This is a genomic window from Mycolicibacterium anyangense, from assembly GCF_010731855.1.
Lineage (GTDB): Bacteria > Actinomycetota > Actinomycetes > Mycobacteriales > Mycobacteriaceae > Mycobacterium > Mycobacterium anyangense.
The window spans coordinates 2,345,828-2,364,736 of record NZ_AP022620.1 but is presented as its reverse complement, the minus strand read 5'-3'; the positions used below and the strand labels follow the sequence as shown (position 1 = coordinate 2,364,736).

General features: G+C 68.7%; 20 protein-coding genes. 14 read left to right on the top strand and 6 right to left on the bottom strand.

What is annotated here, in order from left to right; translation table 11 throughout:
- Positions 1 to 29: 29 nt before the first annotated feature.
- Both glgP and G6N35_RS11145 read left to right on the top strand, forming a co-directional pair.
- Positions 30 to 2,612, top strand: coding sequence for an alpha-glucan family phosphorylase (gene glgP / locus G6N35_RS11150; RefSeq protein ID WP_163804308.1), 2,583 nt, complete (start codon positions 30 to 32; stop codon positions 2,610 to 2,612).
- A 147-nt stretch (positions 2,613 to 2,759) separates the two neighbouring features.
- Entirely contained in the window at positions 2,760 to 3,449 is a 690-nt protein-coding gene (locus tag G6N35_RS11145; RefSeq protein ID WP_407664616.1) for an MspA family porin, read from the top strand.
- Between the two features lie 82 nt (positions 3,450 to 3,531).
- Here G6N35_RS11145 and G6N35_RS11140 read toward each other — a convergent pair whose 3' ends face one another.
- The 3 genes from G6N35_RS11140 to G6N35_RS11130 form a co-directional block, all read right to left on the bottom strand.
- Positions 3,532 to 4,974: a neutral zinc metallopeptidase gene (locus G6N35_RS11140; RefSeq protein ID WP_163804306.1), complete on the bottom strand. Its 1,443-nt coding sequence runs from the start codon at positions 4,972 to 4,974 to the stop codon at positions 3,532 to 3,534.
- A 105-nt stretch (positions 4,975 to 5,079) separates the two neighbouring features.
- On the bottom strand, positions 5,080 to 7,104 hold the full coding sequence (locus G6N35_RS11135; RefSeq protein WP_163804305.1) for an ATP-dependent DNA helicase: 2,025 nt from the start codon (positions 7,102 to 7,104) through the stop codon (positions 5,080 to 5,082).
- Positions 7,101 to 8,396 carry a nicotinate phosphoribosyltransferase gene (locus G6N35_RS11130; protein ID WP_163804304.1) on the bottom strand — a complete coding sequence of 432 codons (1,296 nt, stop codon included), beginning with the start codon at positions 8,394 to 8,396 and terminating at the stop codon, positions 7,101 to 7,103. Before G6N35_RS11130 ends, G6N35_RS11135 begins: the two co-directional genes overlap by 4 nt.
- 65 nt (positions 8,397 to 8,461) lie before the next feature.
- On the opposite strand from G6N35_RS11130, the gene clpS reads away from it, so the two are divergent.
- Genes clpS through G6N35_RS11070 form a run of 12 tightly spaced genes read left to right on the top strand, consistent with a single transcriptional unit; the run spans position 8,462 to position 17,382 of the window.
- Positions 8,462 to 8,767 carry an ATP-dependent Clp protease adapter ClpS gene (gene clpS / locus G6N35_RS11125; protein ID WP_163804303.1) on the top strand — a complete coding sequence of 102 codons (306 nt, stop codon included), beginning with the start codon at positions 8,462 to 8,464 and terminating at the stop codon, positions 8,765 to 8,767.
- Positions 8,768 to 8,781: 14 nt separating this feature from the next.
- Entirely contained in the window at positions 8,782 to 9,369 is a 588-nt protein-coding gene (gene aosR, locus G6N35_RS11120; protein ID WP_163804302.1) for an oxidative stress transcriptional regulator AosR, read from the top strand.
- A complete protein-coding gene (locus G6N35_RS11115) occupies positions 9,366 to 10,391 on the top strand; it encodes a P1 family peptidase (RefSeq protein WP_163804301.1) in 1,026 nt (341 codons plus the stop codon). The genes aosR and G6N35_RS11115 overlap by 4 nt, the downstream gene beginning before the upstream one ends.
- Before the next feature lie 42 nt (positions 10,392 to 10,433).
- Complete coding sequence (locus G6N35_RS11110) at positions 10,434 to 10,847, top strand: M67 family metallopeptidase (RefSeq protein ID WP_163804300.1); 414 nt, start codon at positions 10,434 to 10,436, stop codon at positions 10,845 to 10,847.
- A gap of 18 nt (positions 10,848 to 10,865) precedes the next feature.
- Positions 10,866 to 11,162: a MoaD/ThiS family protein gene (locus tag G6N35_RS11105; RefSeq protein WP_163804299.1), complete on the top strand. Its 297-nt coding sequence runs from the start codon at positions 10,866 to 10,868 to the stop codon at positions 11,160 to 11,162.
- Positions 11,159 to 12,130, top strand: coding sequence for a PLP-dependent cysteine synthase family protein (locus G6N35_RS11100; RefSeq protein WP_163804298.1), 972 nt, complete (start codon positions 11,159 to 11,161; stop codon positions 12,128 to 12,130). The genes G6N35_RS11105 and G6N35_RS11100 overlap by 4 nt, the downstream gene beginning before the upstream one ends.
- A 30-nt stretch (positions 12,131 to 12,160) precedes the next feature.
- Complete coding sequence (locus tag G6N35_RS11095; protein ID WP_163804297.1) at positions 12,161 to 12,832, top strand: rhomboid family intramembrane serine protease; 672 nt, start codon at positions 12,161 to 12,163, stop codon at positions 12,830 to 12,832.
- Entirely contained in the window at positions 12,829 to 13,659 is an 831-nt protein-coding gene (gene murI, locus G6N35_RS11090; protein ID WP_163804296.1) for a glutamate racemase, read from the top strand. The genes G6N35_RS11095 and murI overlap by 4 nt, the downstream gene beginning before the upstream one ends.
- A 58-nt stretch (positions 13,660 to 13,717) precedes the next feature.
- Entirely contained in the window at positions 13,718 to 14,488 is a 771-nt protein-coding gene (locus G6N35_RS11085) for a cyclic nucleotide-degrading phosphodiesterase (RefSeq protein ID WP_163804295.1), read from the top strand.
- Between the two features lie 9 nt (positions 14,489 to 14,497).
- Entirely contained in the window at positions 14,498 to 15,277 is a 780-nt protein-coding gene (gene rph, locus G6N35_RS11080; RefSeq protein WP_059017614.1) for a ribonuclease PH, read from the top strand.
- Positions 15,271 to 15,888 carry an RdgB/HAM1 family non-canonical purine NTP pyrophosphatase gene (gene rdgB, locus G6N35_RS11075; protein WP_163807609.1) on the top strand — a complete coding sequence of 206 codons (618 nt, stop codon included), beginning with the start codon at positions 15,271 to 15,273 and terminating at the stop codon, positions 15,886 to 15,888. The genes rph and rdgB overlap by 7 nt, the downstream gene beginning before the upstream one ends.
- 51 nt (positions 15,889 to 15,939) lie before the next feature.
- Positions 15,940 to 17,382 carry an MFS transporter gene (locus G6N35_RS11070; RefSeq protein ID WP_246224276.1) on the top strand — a complete coding sequence of 481 codons (1,443 nt, stop codon included), beginning with the start codon at positions 15,940 to 15,942 and terminating at the stop codon, positions 17,380 to 17,382.
- Here the strand turns inward: G6N35_RS11070 and G6N35_RS11065 are convergent.
- The 3 genes from G6N35_RS11065 to G6N35_RS11055 are packed head-to-tail and all read right to left on the bottom strand — an operon-like array spanning position 17,346 to position 18,866.
- Positions 17,346 to 17,699, bottom strand: a complete 354-nt coding sequence (locus G6N35_RS11065; protein WP_163804293.1) for a DUF3817 domain-containing protein — start codon at positions 17,697 to 17,699, stop codon at positions 17,346 to 17,348. The genes G6N35_RS11070 and G6N35_RS11065 overlap by 37 nt on opposite strands.
- Positions 17,696 to 18,079: a hypothetical protein gene (locus G6N35_RS11060; RefSeq protein ID WP_163804292.1), complete on the bottom strand. Its 384-nt coding sequence runs from the start codon at positions 18,077 to 18,079 to the stop codon at positions 17,696 to 17,698. The genes G6N35_RS11065 and G6N35_RS11060 overlap by 4 nt, the downstream gene beginning before the upstream one ends.
- 49 nt (positions 18,080 to 18,128) lie before the next feature.
- Positions 18,129 to 18,866, bottom strand: coding sequence for a helix-turn-helix domain-containing protein (locus G6N35_RS11055; protein ID WP_163804291.1), 738 nt, complete (start codon positions 18,864 to 18,866; stop codon positions 18,129 to 18,131).
- Positions 18,867 to 18,909 lie beyond the last annotated feature (43 nt).

Below are 18,909 nucleotides of genomic sequence, written 5' to 3'. Positions count from 1 at the left end.
GGCTGGGCGCGTCAGTAAGGTTGGGTCACGTGAAGGCCCTGCGTAGGTTCACGGTCCGTGCCCACCTGCCCGAGCGGCTCTCGGCGCTGGGCCGGTTGTCGACCAACCTGCGCTGGTCCTGGGATACGCCGACGCAGGATCTGTTCGCGTCGATCGATCCGCAGTTGTGGGCGCAGACCGGGCAGGACCCGGTCGCCCTGCTGGGCGCGGTCACACCCCAGCGTCTGGACGAACTCGCCGTGGACAGCGGTTTTCTGGCGGGGCTGGACCAGCTGGCCGGCGATCTCGACGACTACCTCGCCCGCCCGATGTGGTACCAGGAGCAGGATCCGGCGACCATGCCGACCGGCATCGCGTACTTCTCGATGGAGTTCGGTGTCGCCGAGGTGCTGCCGAACTACTCCGGTGGCCTGGGCATCCTGGCCGGCGACCATCTGAAGTCGGCGTCGGACCTCGGTCTGCCGCTGGTCGCCGTCGGCTTGTACTACCGCTCGGGGTACTTCGGGCAGTCCTTGACGGCCGATGGCTGGCAGCGGGAGAACTACCCATCGCTGGACCCGCAGGGCCTGCCGCTGCGCCTGCTCACCGATGCCGCCGGCGCGCCTGTCCTGGTGGAGCTGGCGCTACCGGAGGCCCGGCAGCTGCGCGCCCGGGTATGGGTGGCCCAGGTCGGGCGGATCCCGCTGTTGCTGCTGGACTCCGACATCCCGGAGAACGAGCACGACCTGCGTAACGTCACCGATCGGCTTTACGGCGGTGACCAGGAACACCGGATGAAGCAGGAGCTGTTGGCCGGGATCGGCGGCGTGCGCGCCGTGCGGGCGTTCACCGCCATCGAGGGCCGGCCGGCACCCGACGTCTTCCACATGAACGAGGGCCATGCCGGTTTCCTCGGCGTCGAGCGCATCCGCGAGCTGATGGCGGCCGAGCGGCTGGACTTCGACACCGCGCTGACGGTGGTGCGCTCCAGCACGGTCTTCACCACCCACACCCCGGTGCCCGCCGGGATCGACCGGTTCCCGGTGGAGATGGTGCAGCGCTACTTCGGCGACGACGGCCCGGCGGGGCTGCTGCCCGGTGTCCCGGTGGCCCGCGTGCTGGCCTTCGGTGCCGAGGACGACCCGACGAAGTTCAACATGGCGCACATGGGTCTGCGGCTGGCCCAGCGCGCCAACGGGGTGTCGCTGCTGCACGGCCGGGTCAGCCGGGAGATGTTCGACGAGCTGTGGCCGGGTTTCGACCCGGCCGACGTGCCGATCGGGTCCATCACCAACGGTGTGCACGGCCCCACCTGGGCCGCGCCGCAGTGGCTGCAACTGGGCCGTGAGCTGGCCGGCTCCACCGAGGCGCTGCGTGAGCCCCAGGTCTGGGCCCGCCTGCAGGAGGTCGACCCCGGCCACATCTGGTGGATCCGGTCGCAACTGCGGGCCTACCTGGTCGAGGACGTGCGTCGCAGGCTGCGTAGGTCGTGGCTGGAGCGCGGTGCTTCGGATGCTGAACTTGGTTGGATTGCAACAGCTTTTGACCCCGGCGTCTTGACTATAGGGTTTGCCCGACGGGTTCCCACCTATAAGCGGCTGACCCTGATGCTGCGTGATCCGCAACGGCTGGAGGCGCTGCTGCTCGATCCCGACAAGCCGCTGCAGCTGATCGTCGCGGGCAAGTCGCATCCGGCCGACGACGCCGGCAAGGCGCTGATCCAGCAGGTGGTGAAGTTCGCCGACCGGCCCGAGGTGCGGCATCGCATCGCCTTCCTACCCGATTACGACATGTCGATGGCCCGGTCGCTGTACTGGGGATGCGATGTGTGGCTGAACAATCCGCTGCGGCCGCTGGAGGCGTGCGGCACCTCCGGCATGAAGAGCGCGCTCAACGGCGGGCTGAACCTGTCCATCCGCGACGGGTGGTGGGACGAGTGGTACGACGGCGAAAACGGTTGGGAGATACCGACTGCCGACGGACTTGCTGACGAGGGGCGCCGCGACGACCTGGAGGCCGCGGCACTCTACGACCTACTGGCGCACTCCGTCGGCCCGAAGTTCTACGACCGTGACGAGCGCGGCGTGCCGACCCGCTGGGTCGAGATGGTGCGCCATACCCTGCAGTCGCTGGGGCCCAAGGTGCTGGCCTCGCGGATGGTGCGCGACTACACCGAGAAGTACTACGCGCCGGCTGCGCAGTCGCTGCGCCGCACCGTCGCGCCCGTCGACGGACTGCCGTTCGGGGCGGCCCGCGACCTGAGCGCCTACCGGCTGCGGGCCCGCGAAGCCTGGCCGCAGGTCGCCGTCACCGACGTCGACAGCACCGGCCTGCCCGACACCCCGCTGCTCGGCTCGCAGCTCACCCTCACCGCCGCCGTGCAACTGGCCGGTCTGCGGCCCGAGGAAGTCGTGGTGCAGGCCGTGCTGGGGCGTGTCGACGCCACCGATGTGCTGGTGAACCCGACGTATGTGGAGATGCTGCACACCGGACCGGGCGACGGCGGTACCGAACTGTTCTCGACCACGACACCGCTTCCGGTGGCCGGGTCGGTCGGCTACACGGTGCGGGTGTTGCCGCACCACTCGCTGCTCGCCGCCGACAACGAACTCGGTCTGGTGAGAATGGCGTAACGCTGACGGTTCCGGATCCGGTTAGTACGGCAAGGGTGCCGCATGTAGGTTCCCAACAGGAATGCCGACCGGCACCGCATCGGGGCGGGCTGTCGGGTTTCCGGGAAGGCGTTCGGGGCAGTGGTGGTGCGAGGTGCGGCGGCAGTGGTGCTGCTGGTAGGTGGCTTGTTGTCGGCGGCTCCGGCCTGGGCTGATCCCGACGCCACTGCACCGGACGCCGCGCAGCCGGTGGCGGCTGCGGCCGACCCGCCTGTCGATGACGGCCGGGTGGAGTCCACCGGGCCGGCCACCACCAAGTCTCCGGACGGCTGGACCCTGACCATCTCAGCCAAAGACGAAGTGCAGATGCCGGTCGCTCCGCTGACCACCGCGATCTCGTCGCGTGAGTACGTGGTCGGAGGCGTCTACAACGGCGCGCTCAGCGGCGACGGCTCGTCGCCCAAAGGTGTGTTCGAGGTCGGCTACCAGATCGGCTGCGGCATCGACATGAGCACCTCCAACGGCGTCTCGCTGACCGGAACGGCCGGTATCAACCCGTCGATCGGCTACTTCGGCCTGGACTTCCCTGGTGTGCTGCCCGACGGGCTGAGCCCCGGCCTGGGCGCCAACATCGGTGGCGGCATCACCGTCGGCCTCAAGCCCGGCATCATCAACATCGTCCCGGTGACCAAGAAGGAGTACAAAGGCTCCGCACCGTGGGTGTCGATCAGCAACTTCCACGTCAAGATCGACGGCTGCGTGGGGGAGTCGTTCATCCGGTCCTACGCCACGCTGACCAAGTCCACCGACGAAGGCGACGCCATCCTGTCCTGGTACGGGGTCACGAAAAAAATCTGAGCAGAGGCGCCTTCGACTGTGGGGGTTAGGTACGCCGGAAGGCCGTTTTGCGTACATAGGGCCCACACTCGGCGGTTAGCGATCACGGGAAGCGTTTGATGCAGCGGGCCTGATCGCCGAGCACGCCGATCCGGAACGCGTCGATGCGGGAGAACCCGGCGGGCACCGACTCGCCGTTGACATCGCTGGCCGCCAGCCCGTTGGTCAGCAGCCCCGACACCGCCTCGTCGATATCGCCGGCCGTCAGCGCCACGGTGTTGCCGTCCGGGGTGGTGACCTCCTTGGACAGCTTGGTAGTGGCGACCCCGGTCAGGCAGGCCGTGCGCAAACCGGCCTCGGCGTTGTCGAGCACTAGTCCGCCCTGCTGGTGTTGCAGCGCCAGCATGTAGCGCGACACGAGTGCGGAGTACGCCGTGTTGTCGCCCTGCACCAGGGAGGTTTCGTCACCCTCGTTCGACGTGCCCATCTTCTGCAGGCCCGGCAGGTCCACCGCGATGGTGTTGGTCGCCGGGCAGAACGACACCGGCGGGCTGGGCCGGGCGTCCGGGCACGACGAAGCTTTGGCGGCGTCGAAGCTCAACTGCGGTGGATCCTTCGGCGCGAACAGGATGTTCATCGCGTCGACGATGGACTTCGTCGACTCCTCACTCACCGGCCACTCGCCGGTCTGGTCGGACTGCAGCTCGACCGGCAGATCACCGCGGCGCTGGCCGATCTCCTTGACGTCGATCGCGGCGCACGACGACGCCCCGTCGGTGAAGCCGAACTGGAACGCCGAGATCCGCTCGAACGCCGATCCGTGCTCGTCGCCGGTGTCGTAGTAGTCGTCCTGGCTCAACAGCGGATCGCGGAAGGAGATCATCGCGGCCAGCAGATTGTTCAGACCGTCACCGGTGGACAGGGTGAAGCGCGGCGAGTTGCCCTCGGCCACCCAGCGCATGTACACCCCGGCCAGGCAATCGGCCTGTTGCTCGGCGACCAGGGTGGGGGTCCCCTTCTTGTTCAGCTTGGCCAGCTTCTGGATCGCGTGACCATACTCGTGAGCCAGCACCATCGTGATGGCCATATCGCCGTTGGCCTGGCGCAGCGACGGCATCAGCACACCGCGATCCCAGCCGATGGTGTCGTCGTCCTCGCAAAAGGCGGCGTTGACCAGACCCGCGGTGGACTCGTCGCAGAAGGTGCCGTCATAGTCGTCGGAGTTCCACGAGATGAGTTCCTTCACCGGCGTGAACTCGCCCTTGAAGGTGTCGCCGTAGGAGCTCTGCCAGAACGTCTCCAGATCCGACACGGATTGTGCGGCGATCTCGTCGACCTTGCCGCCGTCACCGCCGGTGACCTTGCGGCCGGGTGGCTCGGGATTGGGGCGCAGCCCGCTGTTGCCGTCGACGGCCTGCAGGCCGGCCACCTTGAACGGGTCGTCGAAGATCGACACGGCTTTGCCCGAGACCGTGGATCCGCACCCGGCCAGGACCACCGCGGTGGCGGCAACGGCGAGCAGACGCCCCAGGTGTCGTGCGCGCATGAGGGTTGCCTCTCCACAGTGCCGGCGGGCTCGCTCGACGTTGCTCTCACTCGGTCGATGTTGCTATCACAATAGTGCTGCGCACCCGACAGGACCGCTGTTCGCTCAGTGTGGGCTGCCGGCCCGTAGCCGTTGAAGTGCTTGTTTGGCCCGCTCGGGATCGGTGGTGGTCCAGAACGGGGGCAGCGACGCTCGCAGGTAGCCACCGTAACGAGCGGTGGCCATCCGCGAGTCCAGCACCGCGACCACGCCGCGGTCGTCGGCGCGGCGCAGCAACCGGCCCGCACCCTGAGCCAGCAGCAGTGCGGCGTGGGCACCCGCGACCGCCATGAACCCGTTGCCGCCACGGGCGGCCACCGCGCGCTGCCGCGCCGTCAACAGCGGATCGTCGGGCCGGGGGAAGGGAATGCGGTCGATGAGGACCAGGGACAGCGACGGGCCGGGCACGTCGACGCCCTGCCAGAGCGACAGGGTGCCGAACAACGAGGTCTCCGGGTCCGCGGTGAACTTTCCGACCAGCGCTGCCGTGCTGTCCTCGCCCTGGCACAGCACCGGGGTGTCCAGTCGGGTGCGCATGGCCTCGGCGGCCGCCTTCGCCGCCCGCATCGACGAGAACAGGCCCAGGGTGCGGCCGCCGGCCGCCGCGATGAGCCCGGCGATCTCGTCGAGCTGCGCATCGGTGCCGGTGCCGTCGCGGCCCGGCGGCGGCAGGTGCGCGGCGATGTAGAGGATTCCCGACTTGGCGTGCTCGAACGGCGAGCCGACGTCCAGGCCCTGCCAGGCCGGGCCGTCGGCCAGACCCCACGCCCGGGACATCGCCTCGAACGATCCGCCGATGGTCAGGGTGGCCGAGGTGAGTACTGCGGTGGCGGTGCCGAACAGCCGGCTGCGCAGCAGGCCCGAGACCGACAACGGCGCCACCCGCAGCACCGGCCGCGGTGTTGATCCCCCGGTCGCTGCGCTCCTGCCCGCCGGTCCGCCTGACGAGCGGACCTCTTCGTGGTCGAGCCACACCACATCGGTGCGGTCGGGGATGGCCGGGACGAACGAGTCCAGCACCCGCGCCGCGGTGTCGCCGATCTCGGTGAGCGCCGCGATCGCCTCGGTGCGGGCGGCCGCCGCCTTCGGGTCCCTGGGAGCCGGGTCGATATCGGCGCGCGCGGCGTTGGCGGCGTCGCGCAGCGCGGTCAGATAGGTGGCCAGCTCGTCGTCGAGAAAATCCATCCGCCCCGGCGTGCCGTCATGGATTGCCGAGGAGAACGTCGCCACCGCGGCCTCCATCCGCTGGGCCAGTTCCGGGCGCACCAACCGCGAGATGCGCCGCGTCGCAACACCCAGTGGCGCCGGGGTCAGCTCGCCGGTGGCCACCGACGTCACCCGGTCCACCAGTTCGTGGGCCTCGTCGACCACCACGTAGTCGTGCTCGGGCAGCACCGAGGCCTCCGCGATCGCATTGATCGCGAGCAGGGCGTGGTTGGTCACCACGATGTCGGCGTTACCGGCCTCGCCGCGCGCCTTCTCCGCGAAGCAGTCCGCGCCGTAGGGGCAGCGCGCCATCCCGAGGCACTCCCGGGCCGACACGCTGACCTGCGACCAGGACCGGTCCGGTACGCCGGGGGTCAGCTCGTCGCGGTCACCGGTCACCGTCTCCGAGGCCCACGCCGTCAAGCGCGCCACGTCGCGCCCCAGCGCGGAGGCGGCCATCGGCTCGAACAGCTCCACCTGGGACTCGTCCGGCTCGCGGTCGTCCGCTCCGTGAATCTTGTTCAGGCACAGGTAGTTTCGCCGCCCCTTGAGGAGTGCGAAGCGGGGCCTTCGGGGCAGCACCCCGGCCAGTGCATCGACCAGACGGGGCAGATCACGGTCGACCAGCTGGCGCTGCAGAGCGATCGTCGCGGTGGACACCACCACCGGGGTCTCGTCGGTGACGGCGCGGGCGATTGCCGGGATCAGGTAGGCCAGCGACTTGCCGGTACCGGTGCCGGCCTGCACGGCCAGGTGCTGGCGCGACGCCAGAGCATGCGCCACCGCCTCGGCCATCTGCACCTGGCCGGGCCGCTGGCTGCCGCCCAGCGCGCCGACGGCGGTGGCCAGCAGATCGGCGACCGGTGGAAGTTCCTCGGCGCTCACCGAGGACGCACCGCCACCTGGCGGGTCGGGATCGCTGGCTCACCCTGCGACAGGGCCAACCCTTCCCACGGCAGGCTGCGCAGCCCGGCCGCCACCAACTCGCGGGCCGCGGCCAGATCCGCAGACGCGACCGGCTGCCCGTCGCGGACCAGCGGCACCGTCAGCCGGCGCGACGGCTCGGTGGTCTGTGGCGGCTCGTCGACGGGGTGGACCACCTCTTCGGTGACCGTTCCGGTCGGCTTGGCCAGCCGGGTCGCCGCCTTGCGGCCGCCGTGGGATTCCTTGTGGCTGCTGCGCTTCTGCACCGGGATGCCGTCGACCTCGACGAGCTTGTAGACCATGCTCGCCGTCGGCGCCCCCGATCCGGTGACCACCGATGTGCCCACGCCGTAGCTGTCGACGGGATCGGCGCGCAGGGCGGCGATCGCGTACTCGTCGAGATCACCGGAGACCACGATCCGGGTGCCGGTCGCGCCGAGGCCGTCGAGTTGGGCGCGCACCTGGCGGGCCAGCACCCCCAGGTCGCCTGAGTCGATGCGCACCGACCCGAGCTCGGGACCGGCCACCGCGATCGCGTTGGCCACCCCGGTGGTCACGTCATAGGTGTCCACCAACAGCGTGGTGTCCAGCCCGAGCGCCTCGACCTGGGCCCGGAACGCGGCGGGCTCATCCGGGCCGTCCGAGGTGGTGTGCAGCATGGTGAACGCGTGCGCGCTGGTGCCCAGCGCGGGCACGCCGAAGCGGCGGTGCGCCTCCAGGTTCGAGGTGCCCGCGAAGCCGGCGACGTAGGCCGCCCGTGCCGAGGCCACCGCGGCCTGCTCGTGGGTGCGTCGCGAGCCCATCTCGATCAGCGGACGGCCCTGCGCGGCGCTGACCATCCGCGCCGCCGCCGAGGCGATCGCGGTGTCGTGGTTGAAGATTGACAGCGCCAGCGTCTCGAGCAGGACGCACTCGGCGAAGGTGCCGCTGACCGACAGGATCGGGGAGCCGGGGAAGTACAGCTCGCCCTCGGCGTAACCGTCGATATCGCCGCGGAACCGGAAGTCGCGCAAAAAGTCCAGGGTCACCGGATCCAGGAACGACGACAACGACTCCAGCGCGACCCGGTCGAAGACGAACTCGCCCAAGGCTTCCAGGAACCGGCCGGTCCCGGCCACCACGCCGTAGCGGCGGCCCTCGGGCAGTCGGCGGGCAAACACCTCGAAGGTGGTCCGGCGGCCGGCCGTCCCGTCCAGCAGGGCAGCGGACAGCATCGTCAGCTCGTATTTGTCCGTCAACAGCGCGGCGGTCACACGGCAACGGTATCGGCTGCCACGGCATTGGGTCGTTATTGAGGTAGCTCGCTATCCTTGGTGCCATGGGCGCGTCAGCGGCACCGACCCGGCCGGGCACCAGCGGGCAGCAGGACACCGATCCCGTTGACGCCGCGGACCGCCCCTGGGTGACCATCGTCTGGGACGATCCGGTCAACCTGATGAACTACGTGACCTACATCTTCCAGAAACTGTTCGGCTACAGCGAACCGCAGGCCACCAAGCTGATGCTCCAGGTGCACAACGAAGGCAAGGCCGTGGTGTCCTCGGGCAGCAGGGAGTCCATGGAGGTCGACGTGACCAAGCTGCACGCGGCCGGGCTGTGGGCCACCATGCAGCAGGACCGCTGAGCCCGGTCGACCACATGCGCAAATGGAAGCGGGTGGAGACCGCTGACGGACCTCGGTTCCGCTCGGCGCTGGCCGCGCACGAGGCGGCGTTGCTCAAGAACATGGTGACCTCGGTGCACGGCATGCTCACCGAACGTGAAGACGCCGCGCCCTCGGATCCGCTGGCCCAGCTGACCGGTATCCGCACCGGCAATGCCCAGCCGCCCGAAGATTCCACCATGCGACGGCTGCTGCCGGATTTCTTCAAGCCCCAGCGCGAGCACCCGGCCGGCTCGGCAGCGGCGGAAAGCCTCAACGGCGCGCTGCGCAGCCTGCATGAACCAGACATCATCGATGCGAAAAAGTCTGCTGCACAACGACTTCTGGATACCTTGCCGGACGACGGCGCGCGGTTCGAGCTCACCGTCGACGACGCGAACGCCTGGATCACCGCGGTCAACGACGTCCGGCTGGCGCTGGGCACGATGCTCGAGATCGGTCCGCACGGACTCGACCGGCTGCCGCCCGAGCATCCGCTGGCCGGACATCTCGAGGTGTATCAGTGGCTGACCGTGCTGCAGGAGTATCTGGTGCTCGGCCTGATGGGCAAGCCGATCCGATGACCGCGGGGTCCATCACCGACGTCGCAGGCATCCTCGTCGGTCAGCACGAGCGGTTGGATCCCGACGCGACGCTGGGTTCGGGCTGGGCGTGCGGCACCACCGTCGTCATCGCGCCGCCGGGCACCGTGGGAGCGGTCGACGTGCGCGGCGGTGCGCCCGGTACCCGGGAGACCGATCTGCTCGACCCGGCCAACAGCGTGCGGCACGTCGACGCCGTGGTGCTCACCGGAGGCAGCGCCTTCGGGCTAGCCGCCGCCGACGGCGTGATGACGTGGCTGGAGGAGCAGGGCCGCGGTGTCGCGATGGACGGCGGCGTGGTGCCGATAGTTCCGGCCGCGGTGATTTTTGATCTTCCGGTCGGCGGCTGGGCATGTAGACCGACCGCCGAATTCGGCTATCGAGCCGCCCACGCGGCGGGCACCGAGGTCGCCGTGGGCACCGTCGGCGCCGGGGTCGGAGCGCGGGCCGGGGTGCTCAAGGGCGGTCTGGGCACCGCTTCGGTCACCCTCGACAACGGGGTGACCGTGGGCGCGATCGTCGCCGTCAACAGCGCTGGCAACGTCGTCGACCCCGCCACCGGGCTGCCCTGGATGGCGCGGCTGATCGACGAGTTCGGGCTGGTCGCGCCGCCTGCCGAGCAGATCGCCGGGTTCGCCGCACGCGATCGCGAGTCCGGACCCCTGAACACCACCATCGCGGTGGTGGCCACCGATGCGGCGCTGTCGCCGATGGCGTGCAACCGGTTCGCCGTCGCCGCCCACGACGGCCTGGCGCACTCGATCCATCCCGCCCACACCCCGCTGGACGGCGACACCGTCTTCGCGCTCGCCACCGGCGCGATCGAGGTGGAACCCGACCCCGATATCCCGGTGGCGATGTCGCCGGAGACCAAGCTGGTCGCATTGTTGGGTGCGGCCGGGGCACACTGTTTGGCGCGCGCGGTGCTGGTCGGCGTGCTGGCCGCCGAGTCGGTGGCAGGAATACCGACCTACCGTGACATGTTGCCCGGTGCGTTCGCCTGAGCCGAACGTCCGCTGAACGACTGATGTAGGAGGAGCCCCGCCGTGCTGGTGATCCGTGCCGACCTGGTCGACGCCATGGTCGCCCACGCCCGCGCCGACCACCCCGACGAGGCGTGCGGCGTGCTGGCCGGGCCGGAGGGTTCGGACCGCCCGGAGCGCCACATCGCGATGCTCAACGCCGAGCGGTCTCCGACGTTCTACCGCTTCGATTCCGGTGAGCAGCTGAGGGTCTGGCGGCAGCTGGAGGACAACGACGAGGTGCCTGTCGTCATCTACCATTCCCACACCGCGACCGAGGCCTACCCGAGCCGCACCGACATCTCGTTCGCGTCCGAACCCGACGCGCACTACGTCCTGGTGTCGACCCGCGACCCGGAGCACCACGAACTGCGCAGCTACCGGATCCTCGACGGTGTCGTCACCGAAGAGCCCGTCACCATCGTCGAGCAGTACTAGCCACCAGAAAGGCGCCTCATGAGTGTCACCGTGTCCATCCCGACGATCCTGCGTACCCACACCGGCGGGGAGAAGCGTGTCAGCGCCTCCGGTGACACCCTGCAGGCCGTGATCGCCGACCTGGAGGCGAACTACTCGGGCATCTCGGATCGGCTGCTGGACTCCGCCAATGGCGGCAAGCTCAACCGCTTCGTCAACATCTACGTCAACGACGAGGACGTCCGGTTCTCCGGCGGGCTGGCCACCGAGATCTCCGACGGCGACTCGGTGACCATCCTGCCTGCCGTCGCCGGTGGCGCGCTGGACATGCGTTGACCCGCTACGAATCCCTGCTACAGGCGGTCGGCAACACTCCGCTGGTCGGGCTGCCGCGGTTGTCTCCCCGCTGGGATGACACCGACGAAGGTCCGCACGTGCGGTTGTGGGCCAAGCTCGAGGACCGCAATCCGACCGGCTCGATCAAGGACCGTCCCGCCCTGCGGATGATCGAGCAGGCCGAGCGCGACGGCCTGGTGAAACCGGGCACCACGATCCTGGAGCCCACCAGCGGCAACACCGGCATCTCACTGGCGATGGCCGCCCGCCTCAAGGGCTACAAGCTGATCTGCGTCATGCCGGAGAACACCTCGATCGAGCGCCGCCAGATCCTGGAGCTCTACGGGGCGGAGATCATCTTCTCCCCGGCCGAAGGTGGCTCCAATACCGCGGTGGCCACCGCCAAGAAGCTGGCCGCCGAGCACCCCGACTGGGTGATGCTCTACCAGTACGGCAATCAGGCCAACGCCGATGCGCACTACTACGGCACCGGTCCGGAGCTGCTCGCCGACCTGCCCGACATCACCCATTTCGTGGCCGGCCTGGGCACCACCGGGACCCTCATGGGCACCGGCCGGTTCCTGCGCGAGCAGGTGCCGGGCGTGCAGATCGTGGCCGCCGAGCCGCGCTACGGCGAGGGCGTCTATGCGCTACGCAACATCGACGAGGGCTTCATCCCTGAGCTCTACGACCCGGACGTGCTGACCACCCGCTTCTCGGTCGGCTCTGCCGACGCCCTGCGTCGCACCCGCCAACTTGTCCAGGTCGAGGGCATTTTCGCCGGCATCTCGACGGGGGCGATCCTGCACGCCGCGCTGGGCATGGCCGCCAAGGCGATCAAGGCCGGCGAGCGCGCGGACATCGCCTTCACGGTGTGTGATGCGGGGTGGAAGTATCTGTCGACCGGTGCCTACGCCGGTAGCCTGGATGAAGCTGAGGACGCCCTGGAGGGCCAGCTCTGGGCATGACATCGGAGGCGTGATGGGATCGGGCAACGGATGAACCAGCCGTTGGGGTATCCGCTCACACCGCCGCCCGAGCCCAAGAAGCCGCCCGCCTGGAAGGTCGGCGGCGCCACGATCCTCACGTTCGTCGCGCTGCTCTACGTCATCGAACTCATCGACCAGCTGTCCGGGCATGCGCTGGATCGCAACGGCATCAGGCCGCTGGAAGCCGACGGCCTGTGGGGCATCCTGTTCGCCCCGCTGCTGCACGGCGGCTGGCCACACCTGATCGCCAACACGGTGCCGGCCCTGGTGCTGGGCTTCCTGGTGACGCTGGCGGGCATGTCCCGATTCGTCTTCGCGACGGCGATCATCTGGGTATTGGGCGGCCTGGGTACCTGGTTGATCGGCAACCTCGGGTGCAACCTCGAGACCAACCACATCGGAGCCTCCGGGCTGATCTTCGGCTGGCTGGCCTTCCTGCTGGTGTTCGGCTGGCTGACCCGGCACCCGTGGCAGATCGTCACCTCGATCGTGGTGCTGTTCGTCTACGGCGGCGTGCTGTGGGGTGCGATCCCCGAGCTGGACCGCTGCGGCGGGGTGTCCTGGCAGGGCCACCTGTGCGGTGCGATCGCCGGGGTGATCGCCGCCTACTGGTTGTCCGGCCCGGAACGCACAGCGCGGCAACGCAAGAAGAGCGGCCAGTTTCCCGGCCTGACCTCATGAGCGACCGGTTCGCCCCGGTCGGCATCTTCGACTCCGGGGTCGGCGGCCTGACGGTGGCCCGCTCGATCATCGACCAGCTGCCCGACGAGGACATCGTCTACGTCGGCGACACCGCCAACGCGCCGTACGGCCCGCTGAGCATCCCCGAGGTCCGGGCGAACGCGCTGGCCGTCGCCGACGATCTGGTGCAGCGCGGGGTCAAGGCGCTGGTCATCGCCTGTAACACGGCGTCCTCGGCGTGCCTGCGTGATGCCCGCGAACGCTATGACGTCCCCGTCGTCGAGGTGATCCTGCCTGCCGTGCGACGGGCGGTGGCCACCACCCGAAGCGGACGCATCGGTGTCATCGGCACCCAGGCCACCATCGCCTCGTCCGCCTATCAGGACGCCTTCGCCGCAGCCCACGACGTCGAGGTGACCGCCGTGGCCTGCCCGCGTTTCGTCGACTTCGTCGAGCGCGGCGTCACCAGCGGCCGGCAGGTACTCAACCTGGCCGAGGGCTACCTCGAACCACTGCAGCACGCCCAGGTGGACACCCTGGTCCTCGGCTGCACGCACTACCCGCTGTTGTCCGGCCTGATCCAGCTGGCGATGGGCGACGAGGTGACGTTGGTGTCCAGCGCCGAGGAGACCGCCAAGGATCTGCTGCGGGTGCTGACCGAACGTGATCTGCTTCGGCCGCACTCCGACGAACCGGGTGTCGCGGGCCGGCATGTCTTCGAGGCCACCGGCGATCCCGAGTCGTTCCTGACGCTGGCATCCCGCTTCCTGGGGCCGGCGATCACGGGCGTGGGGTCTGCAGTGCGTCACGTCGGCGCCGAGAAGTGATTCTCGATATCCAAAGCGGTGATGTTTTCGTCCGTGGCCATCCGGGCATGGCAAGCTTGTGTCTGTGCGAATCACCGTCCTCGGTTGCTCCGGCAGTGTTGTCGGACCTGATTCGCCGGCGTCCGGCTACCTGGTAACCGCGCCGGACACCCCGCCGCTGGTGCTGGATTTCGGCGGTGGTGTGCTGGGCGCGCTGCAGCGCTACGCCGACCCCAACGAGGTGCACGTCCTGCTCTCGCACCTGCATGCCGATCACTGTCTGGATCTGCCCGGCTTGTTCGTGTGGCGGCGCTACCACCCGACGCCGGCCAAGGGCCGCGGCATCATGTACGGCCCCAGTGACACCTGGACGCGGTTGGCGTCGGCGTCGTCCCCGCTGGGCGGGGAACTCGACGACTTCTCCGACATCTTCGAGATCCGGCACTGGGAGGACGGCATCCCGGTCACCATCGGCGCGCTGACCGTGCTGCCGCGACTGGTCACCCATCCCACCGAGTCGTTCGGGATGCGCATCACCGACCCGTCGGGGGCGACGCTGGTCTACAGCGGTGACACCGGGGTCTGCGAATCGCTGATCGAGCTGGCTTCGGGTGCGGATGTGTTCCTGTGTGAGGCATCGTGGACGCATTCCGCCGAGCGCCCGCAGCACCTGCATCTGTCCGGTACCGAGGCCGGACGGGTGGCCAAGCGGGCCGGGGTGGGTGAGCTGCTGCTGACCCACATCCCGCCGTGGACAGCCCGGGAGGACGTCATCAGCGAGGCCAAGGCCGAGTTCGACGGTCCGGTGCACGCGGTGGTGTGCGGCGAGAGCATCGAGGTCACCCGATAGGGTTGCCACGTGTCACGACGACAAGACGGCAGGCTTGACGACGAGCTGCGCCCGGTCACCATCACCCGCGGCTTCACCTCGCATCCGGCGGGCTCGGTGCTCATCACCTTCGGCGAAACCCGGGTCATGTGCACGGCCAGTGTCACCGAAGGCGTGCCGCGCTGGCGCAAGGGCTCGGGGGAGGGCTGGCTGACCGCCGAGTACGCGATGCTTCCCGGCGCCACCCACACCCGCTCGGACCGCGAGTCGGTCAAGGGCCGACTCGGTGGGCGCACCCAGGAGATCAGCCGGCTGATCGGCCGCTCGCTGCGCGCCTGCATCGATCTGAAAGCGTTGGGGGAGAACACCATCGCCATCGACTGCGATGTGTTGCAGGCCGACGGTGGTACCCGCACCGCGGCGATCACCGGGGCGTATGTCGCCCTCTCCGATGCCGTCACCTACCTGGCCGCCGCGGGCAAGCTGTCCGACCCGAAGCCGTTGTCGTGTGCGATCTCGGCGATCAGCGTGGGCGTGGTGGACGGCCGGGTGCGCGTCGACCTGCCGTATGAAGAGGATTCGCGCGCCGAGGTGGACATGAATGTCGTCGCCACCGATACCGGGACCCTGGTGGAGATCCAGGGCACTGGGGAAGGCGCGACGTTCCCGCGCTCGACGCTGGACAAGATGCTCGACGCCGCCCTGGCCGCCTGCGAGACGCTCTTCGCGGTCCAACGTGAGGCCCTCGAGCTGCCCTACCCCGGCGTGCTGCCGGAAGGGCCGGCGCCCAAGAAGGCGTTCGGATCCTGACCACTCGCCTGCTGGTCGCCAGCCGTAACCGCAAGAAGCTGGCCGAACTGCACCGGGTGCTCGACGCCGCCGGGGTCTCGGGTCTGGAAGTGGTCTCGCTCGACGACGTGCCCGCCTTCGACGAAGCCCCCGAAACCGGCGCGACGTTCGAGGAGAACGCACTGGCCAAGGCGCGGGACGCCTTCGCCGCTACCGGCCTGCCGGCGGTTGCCGACGACTCTGGCTTGGAGGTGGCGGCCCTCAACGGGATGCCCGGTGTGCTCTCGGCGCGGTGGGCCGGGCGCCATGGCGAGGACGTCGCGAATTACGAACTGCTGCTGGCCCAGCTGCGCGACGTTCCCGACGAGCGACGGGCGGCGGCATTCGTCTCGGCCTGCGCGCTGGTCTACGGTTCCGGGCCGGACGACCACGCGGTGGTGCGCGGGCAGTGGCCCGGTGTCATCGCGCGCGCACCGCGTGGCGAGGGTGGTTTCGGGTATGACCCGGTGTTCGTCCCGGAGGGCGAATCCCGCAGTGCGGCCCAGCTCAGTCCCACTGAGAAGGACGCGGTCTCCCATCGTGGCCGGGCGCTGACGTTGCTGTTGCCGGCCTTGCGCGCGCTGGCGGGCTGACGTCACCGTTCAGCAATATTGCTAGTGCAGCTAATGTGCCATGATGCTGCCGTGGGTCGTCACTCGGTCCGGGCGACGCACCCCGGTGTTCTGATCGCCGTCCTGGCCGCGGCCGGTATCAGTGTGTCGCTGACCCAGACCCTGATGATCCCGCTCATCCCGGAGCTCCCTGCGCTGCTGAACACGAGCCCCGCCAACGCGTCGTGGACCATCACGGTGACCCTGCTGACCGCCGCGGTGGCCACCCCGGTGTTCGGGCGTCTCGGTGACATGTACGGCCCCAAACCGATGCTGATGATCTGCGCGGGCACCATGGCATTCGGCTCATTCCTGGCCGCGGTCAGCAGTTCGCTGGTGCCGTTCATCATCGGCCGGGGGCTGCAGGGTATGAGCCTGCCGATCATTCCGCTGGCCATCAGCGTGCTGCGTTCTGCGCTGCCCGCCGACCGGGTCGGGCCGGCCATGGGGTTGATCAGCTCGTCGCTGGGGGTCGGTGGCGCTCTCGGATTGCCGCTGTCGGCGGTGATCGCCCAAAAGGCCGACTGGCACATCCTGTTCTGGAGTGCGGCCGTGCTGGGCATCGCGGCGCTGCTGCTCTTCCACTTCCTGGTGCCAGAGATCCCGCCGAGTTCGGCTGACCGGTTCGACCCGCTGGGCACCCTGCTGCTGGCGGTCGCCTTGGTGGCCTTGCTGTTGCCGATCTCCAAGGGCTCGACGTGGGGGTGGACCAGCACGACGACGCTGTCGCTGTTCGCCGTGTCGATGGTGGTGTTCGCGGTGTTCGCCCACTGGCAGTTCCGCACGCCCGCACCGATCGTCGATCTGCGGACCACGCTGCGCCGACCGGTGCTGACCACCAATATCACCGCAGTGCTGGTGTGCTTCTCGATGTTCGCACTATCCCTGGTGGCCCCGCAGGTCCTGGAGCTACCGAACGGCACTGGCTACGGCTTGGGCCAGTCCATGCTGCAGGCCGGGCTGTGGATGGCGCCGGGCGGGTTGGCGATGATGGCCGCGTCTCCGCTGGCGGCCCGGATCGCTGGGCACCGCGGCCCCAAGTTCACGCTGGTGTGTGGTTCGGCGATCATCGGGGTGGCCTACCTCGGGGCGGTGTGGCTGATCGACAGTCCGGCGGCGGTGATGGTGGTCAACATCGTCGTTAGTCTCGGAGTGGGGTTCGCGTACTCGTCGCTGCCCGCGCTCATCAACGCCGCGGTCCCGATGTCGGAGACGGCGGCCGCCAACGGCATCAATGCACTGGCCAGATCGTTGGGCACGTCGGTGTCCAGCGCGGTGATCGGGGCGGTGCTGGCCTCGATGACGATCACCTATGCCGGCCATGCGATGCCGTCACTGGCCGGGCTGCGGACCGCCCTGCTGATCGCCGCCGCGGTGGCCGGGGTGGCCGCCGTCGTCGCGATGACGATCCCCACCGCAACCGAGGCGGACGTCGAGGCTCAGAGGTTGAAGCGGGATTTGATGTCGCGGGTCTGAACCTGCTCGACGATGATCCCGAGCAGCGGCACGGTGCCGGCCAGCAGGACGCCGATGGTCTTGGCGATCGGCCAGCGCACCTTGACCGCCAGGTTGGCCGTGAACAGCAGGTAGATGAAGTACACCCAGCCGTGCACCACGCCGATCCAGGTCGGCGGGTTGTCCACCTTGACGATGTACTTCATCACCATCTCGTAGCAGAGCGCGATCAGCCAGATGCCCGTGGTCCACGCCATCACCTGATAGCCCCGCAGCGCGCTGCGGATCTTGTCGACCGGGACGGCCGGCTGGGTGTGGGGGGCGTCGGGTGCGCTCATGGGGCGGTCCTGTTCTGGTCGGTGGCCTTGTCGGCTTGGGCGAGTGCGGCGAGATAAGCGTTGTATTCCTTCATCACCGGATCGTCGGATTGCGTTGTCGCCGTTGGACGTTCGGGCAGCAGGCCGGCGGGGATCTCGGTGATGGCGTCAGGTGAGGGCTGGGGGGCCGGGGGAGCCTCTTCGTAGCGCACGAACTTGCGGTAGGCGTAGACGCAGAAGCCGGCGAACATCGGCCATTGCAGGGCGTAGCCCAGGTTCTGGAACGAGCCCGAGGTGGACTCGTAGCGGGTCCACTGCCACCAGCCCAGTGCCAGGCAGCCGCAGGCGGCGACGATCACCAAAGCGATCAGCGCAAACCTGCGGCGACGGGTCGTTGACACACCACGACGGTACCGTGCCAGCGGTTATGGGTTCAGCATGCAGTGACGCTCAGCACTTCGGGCCGATGAACTCATCCAGGCGTGCCGTTGCGGACTTGCGGTAGATCGAGATGACGTACTTGGTCGATCGTGTCCAGGGGACACCGAGCTTGTCGAGGGAACCGGTGAACAGCCCGAGGATGTCTTCGGAGTGATTCGTGAAGTGATAGCGGATGCTCTTGACGCCGCGGTCGTTCGCGATGACGCGACAACCGTCGCTATGGATCAAGCCGCGGACGAAGCCCTCGGTCGCCTGGTCGACCAGGTCCTGCTGCCAGGGCTCCAGCTTGATTGGTCTGAGGTGCTTGAAACCTGGTCCGTGTTGCGGGAACAGGCATGGCCAGTGGTTGGAGTAGAGGTAGACGACGGCGCAGCCTTGTTGTTTTCGGTAAACCGCCGCGTGCTGCCCGGGCATCACCGCGTCGATGGCCCTCCGGCAGTTGTCGATGATTCCTGGATACTTCTTGTCTAATGCGACTCTGAGTCGCCAGGCCCGCCCTGTCCGTGAGATGCAGCCGTCTCCTAGGTAGAGGCCGAGCAGGTAGGCGTACTCCTTGGGTGGGAGTTGGCCAAAGTTGTGATTGCCAGTGCACTGTCCCGCTCGTCGTTCGCGGTCCCAGTTGGGCGGTCGCGAGCGCCACACCTGCACTGTGCGTCGTGGAATCCCCGTCTCGCGCGCAATCGCGCAATCGTTGAGCCCCGCAGCGATCAGCTGCTGGACGTGTCGGAACTCCGTGTCGGGGCGCATGATCGTCCTGTCGTATCGTCCTGGCCAACGTAGACCGCACCAC

Coding starts and splice junctions, on each gene's coding strand:
- G6N35_RS11140 (WP_163804306.1), bottom strand. CDS start 4,974: ATGCGCGCACGACACCTGGGGCGTCTGCTCGCCGTTGCCGCCACCGCG.
- clpS (WP_163804303.1), top strand. CDS start 8,462: ATGGGCGCGTCAGCGGCACCGACCCGGCCGGGCACCAGCGGGCAGCAG.
- aosR (WP_163804302.1), top strand. CDS start 8,782: ATGCGCAAATGGAAGCGGGTGGAGACCGCTGACGGACCTCGGTTCCGC.
- G6N35_RS11115 (WP_163804301.1), top strand. CDS start 9,366: ATGACCGCGGGGTCCATCACCGACGTCGCAGGCATCCTCGTCGGTCAG.
- G6N35_RS11105 (WP_163804299.1), top strand. CDS start 10,866: ATGAGTGTCACCGTGTCCATCCCGACGATCCTGCGTACCCACACCGGC.
- G6N35_RS11095 (WP_163804297.1), top strand. CDS start 12,161: ATGAACCAGCCGTTGGGGTATCCGCTCACACCGCCGCCCGAGCCCAAG.
- murI (WP_163804296.1), top strand. CDS start 12,829: ATGAGCGACCGGTTCGCCCCGGTCGGCATCTTCGACTCCGGGGTCGGC.
- G6N35_RS11065 (WP_163804293.1), bottom strand. CDS start 17,699: ATGAGCGCACCCGACGCCCCCCACACCCAGCCGGCCGTCCCGGTCGAC.
- G6N35_RS11055 (WP_163804291.1), bottom strand. CDS start 18,866: ATGCGCCCCGACACGGAGTTCCGACACGTCCAGCAGCTGATCGCTGCG.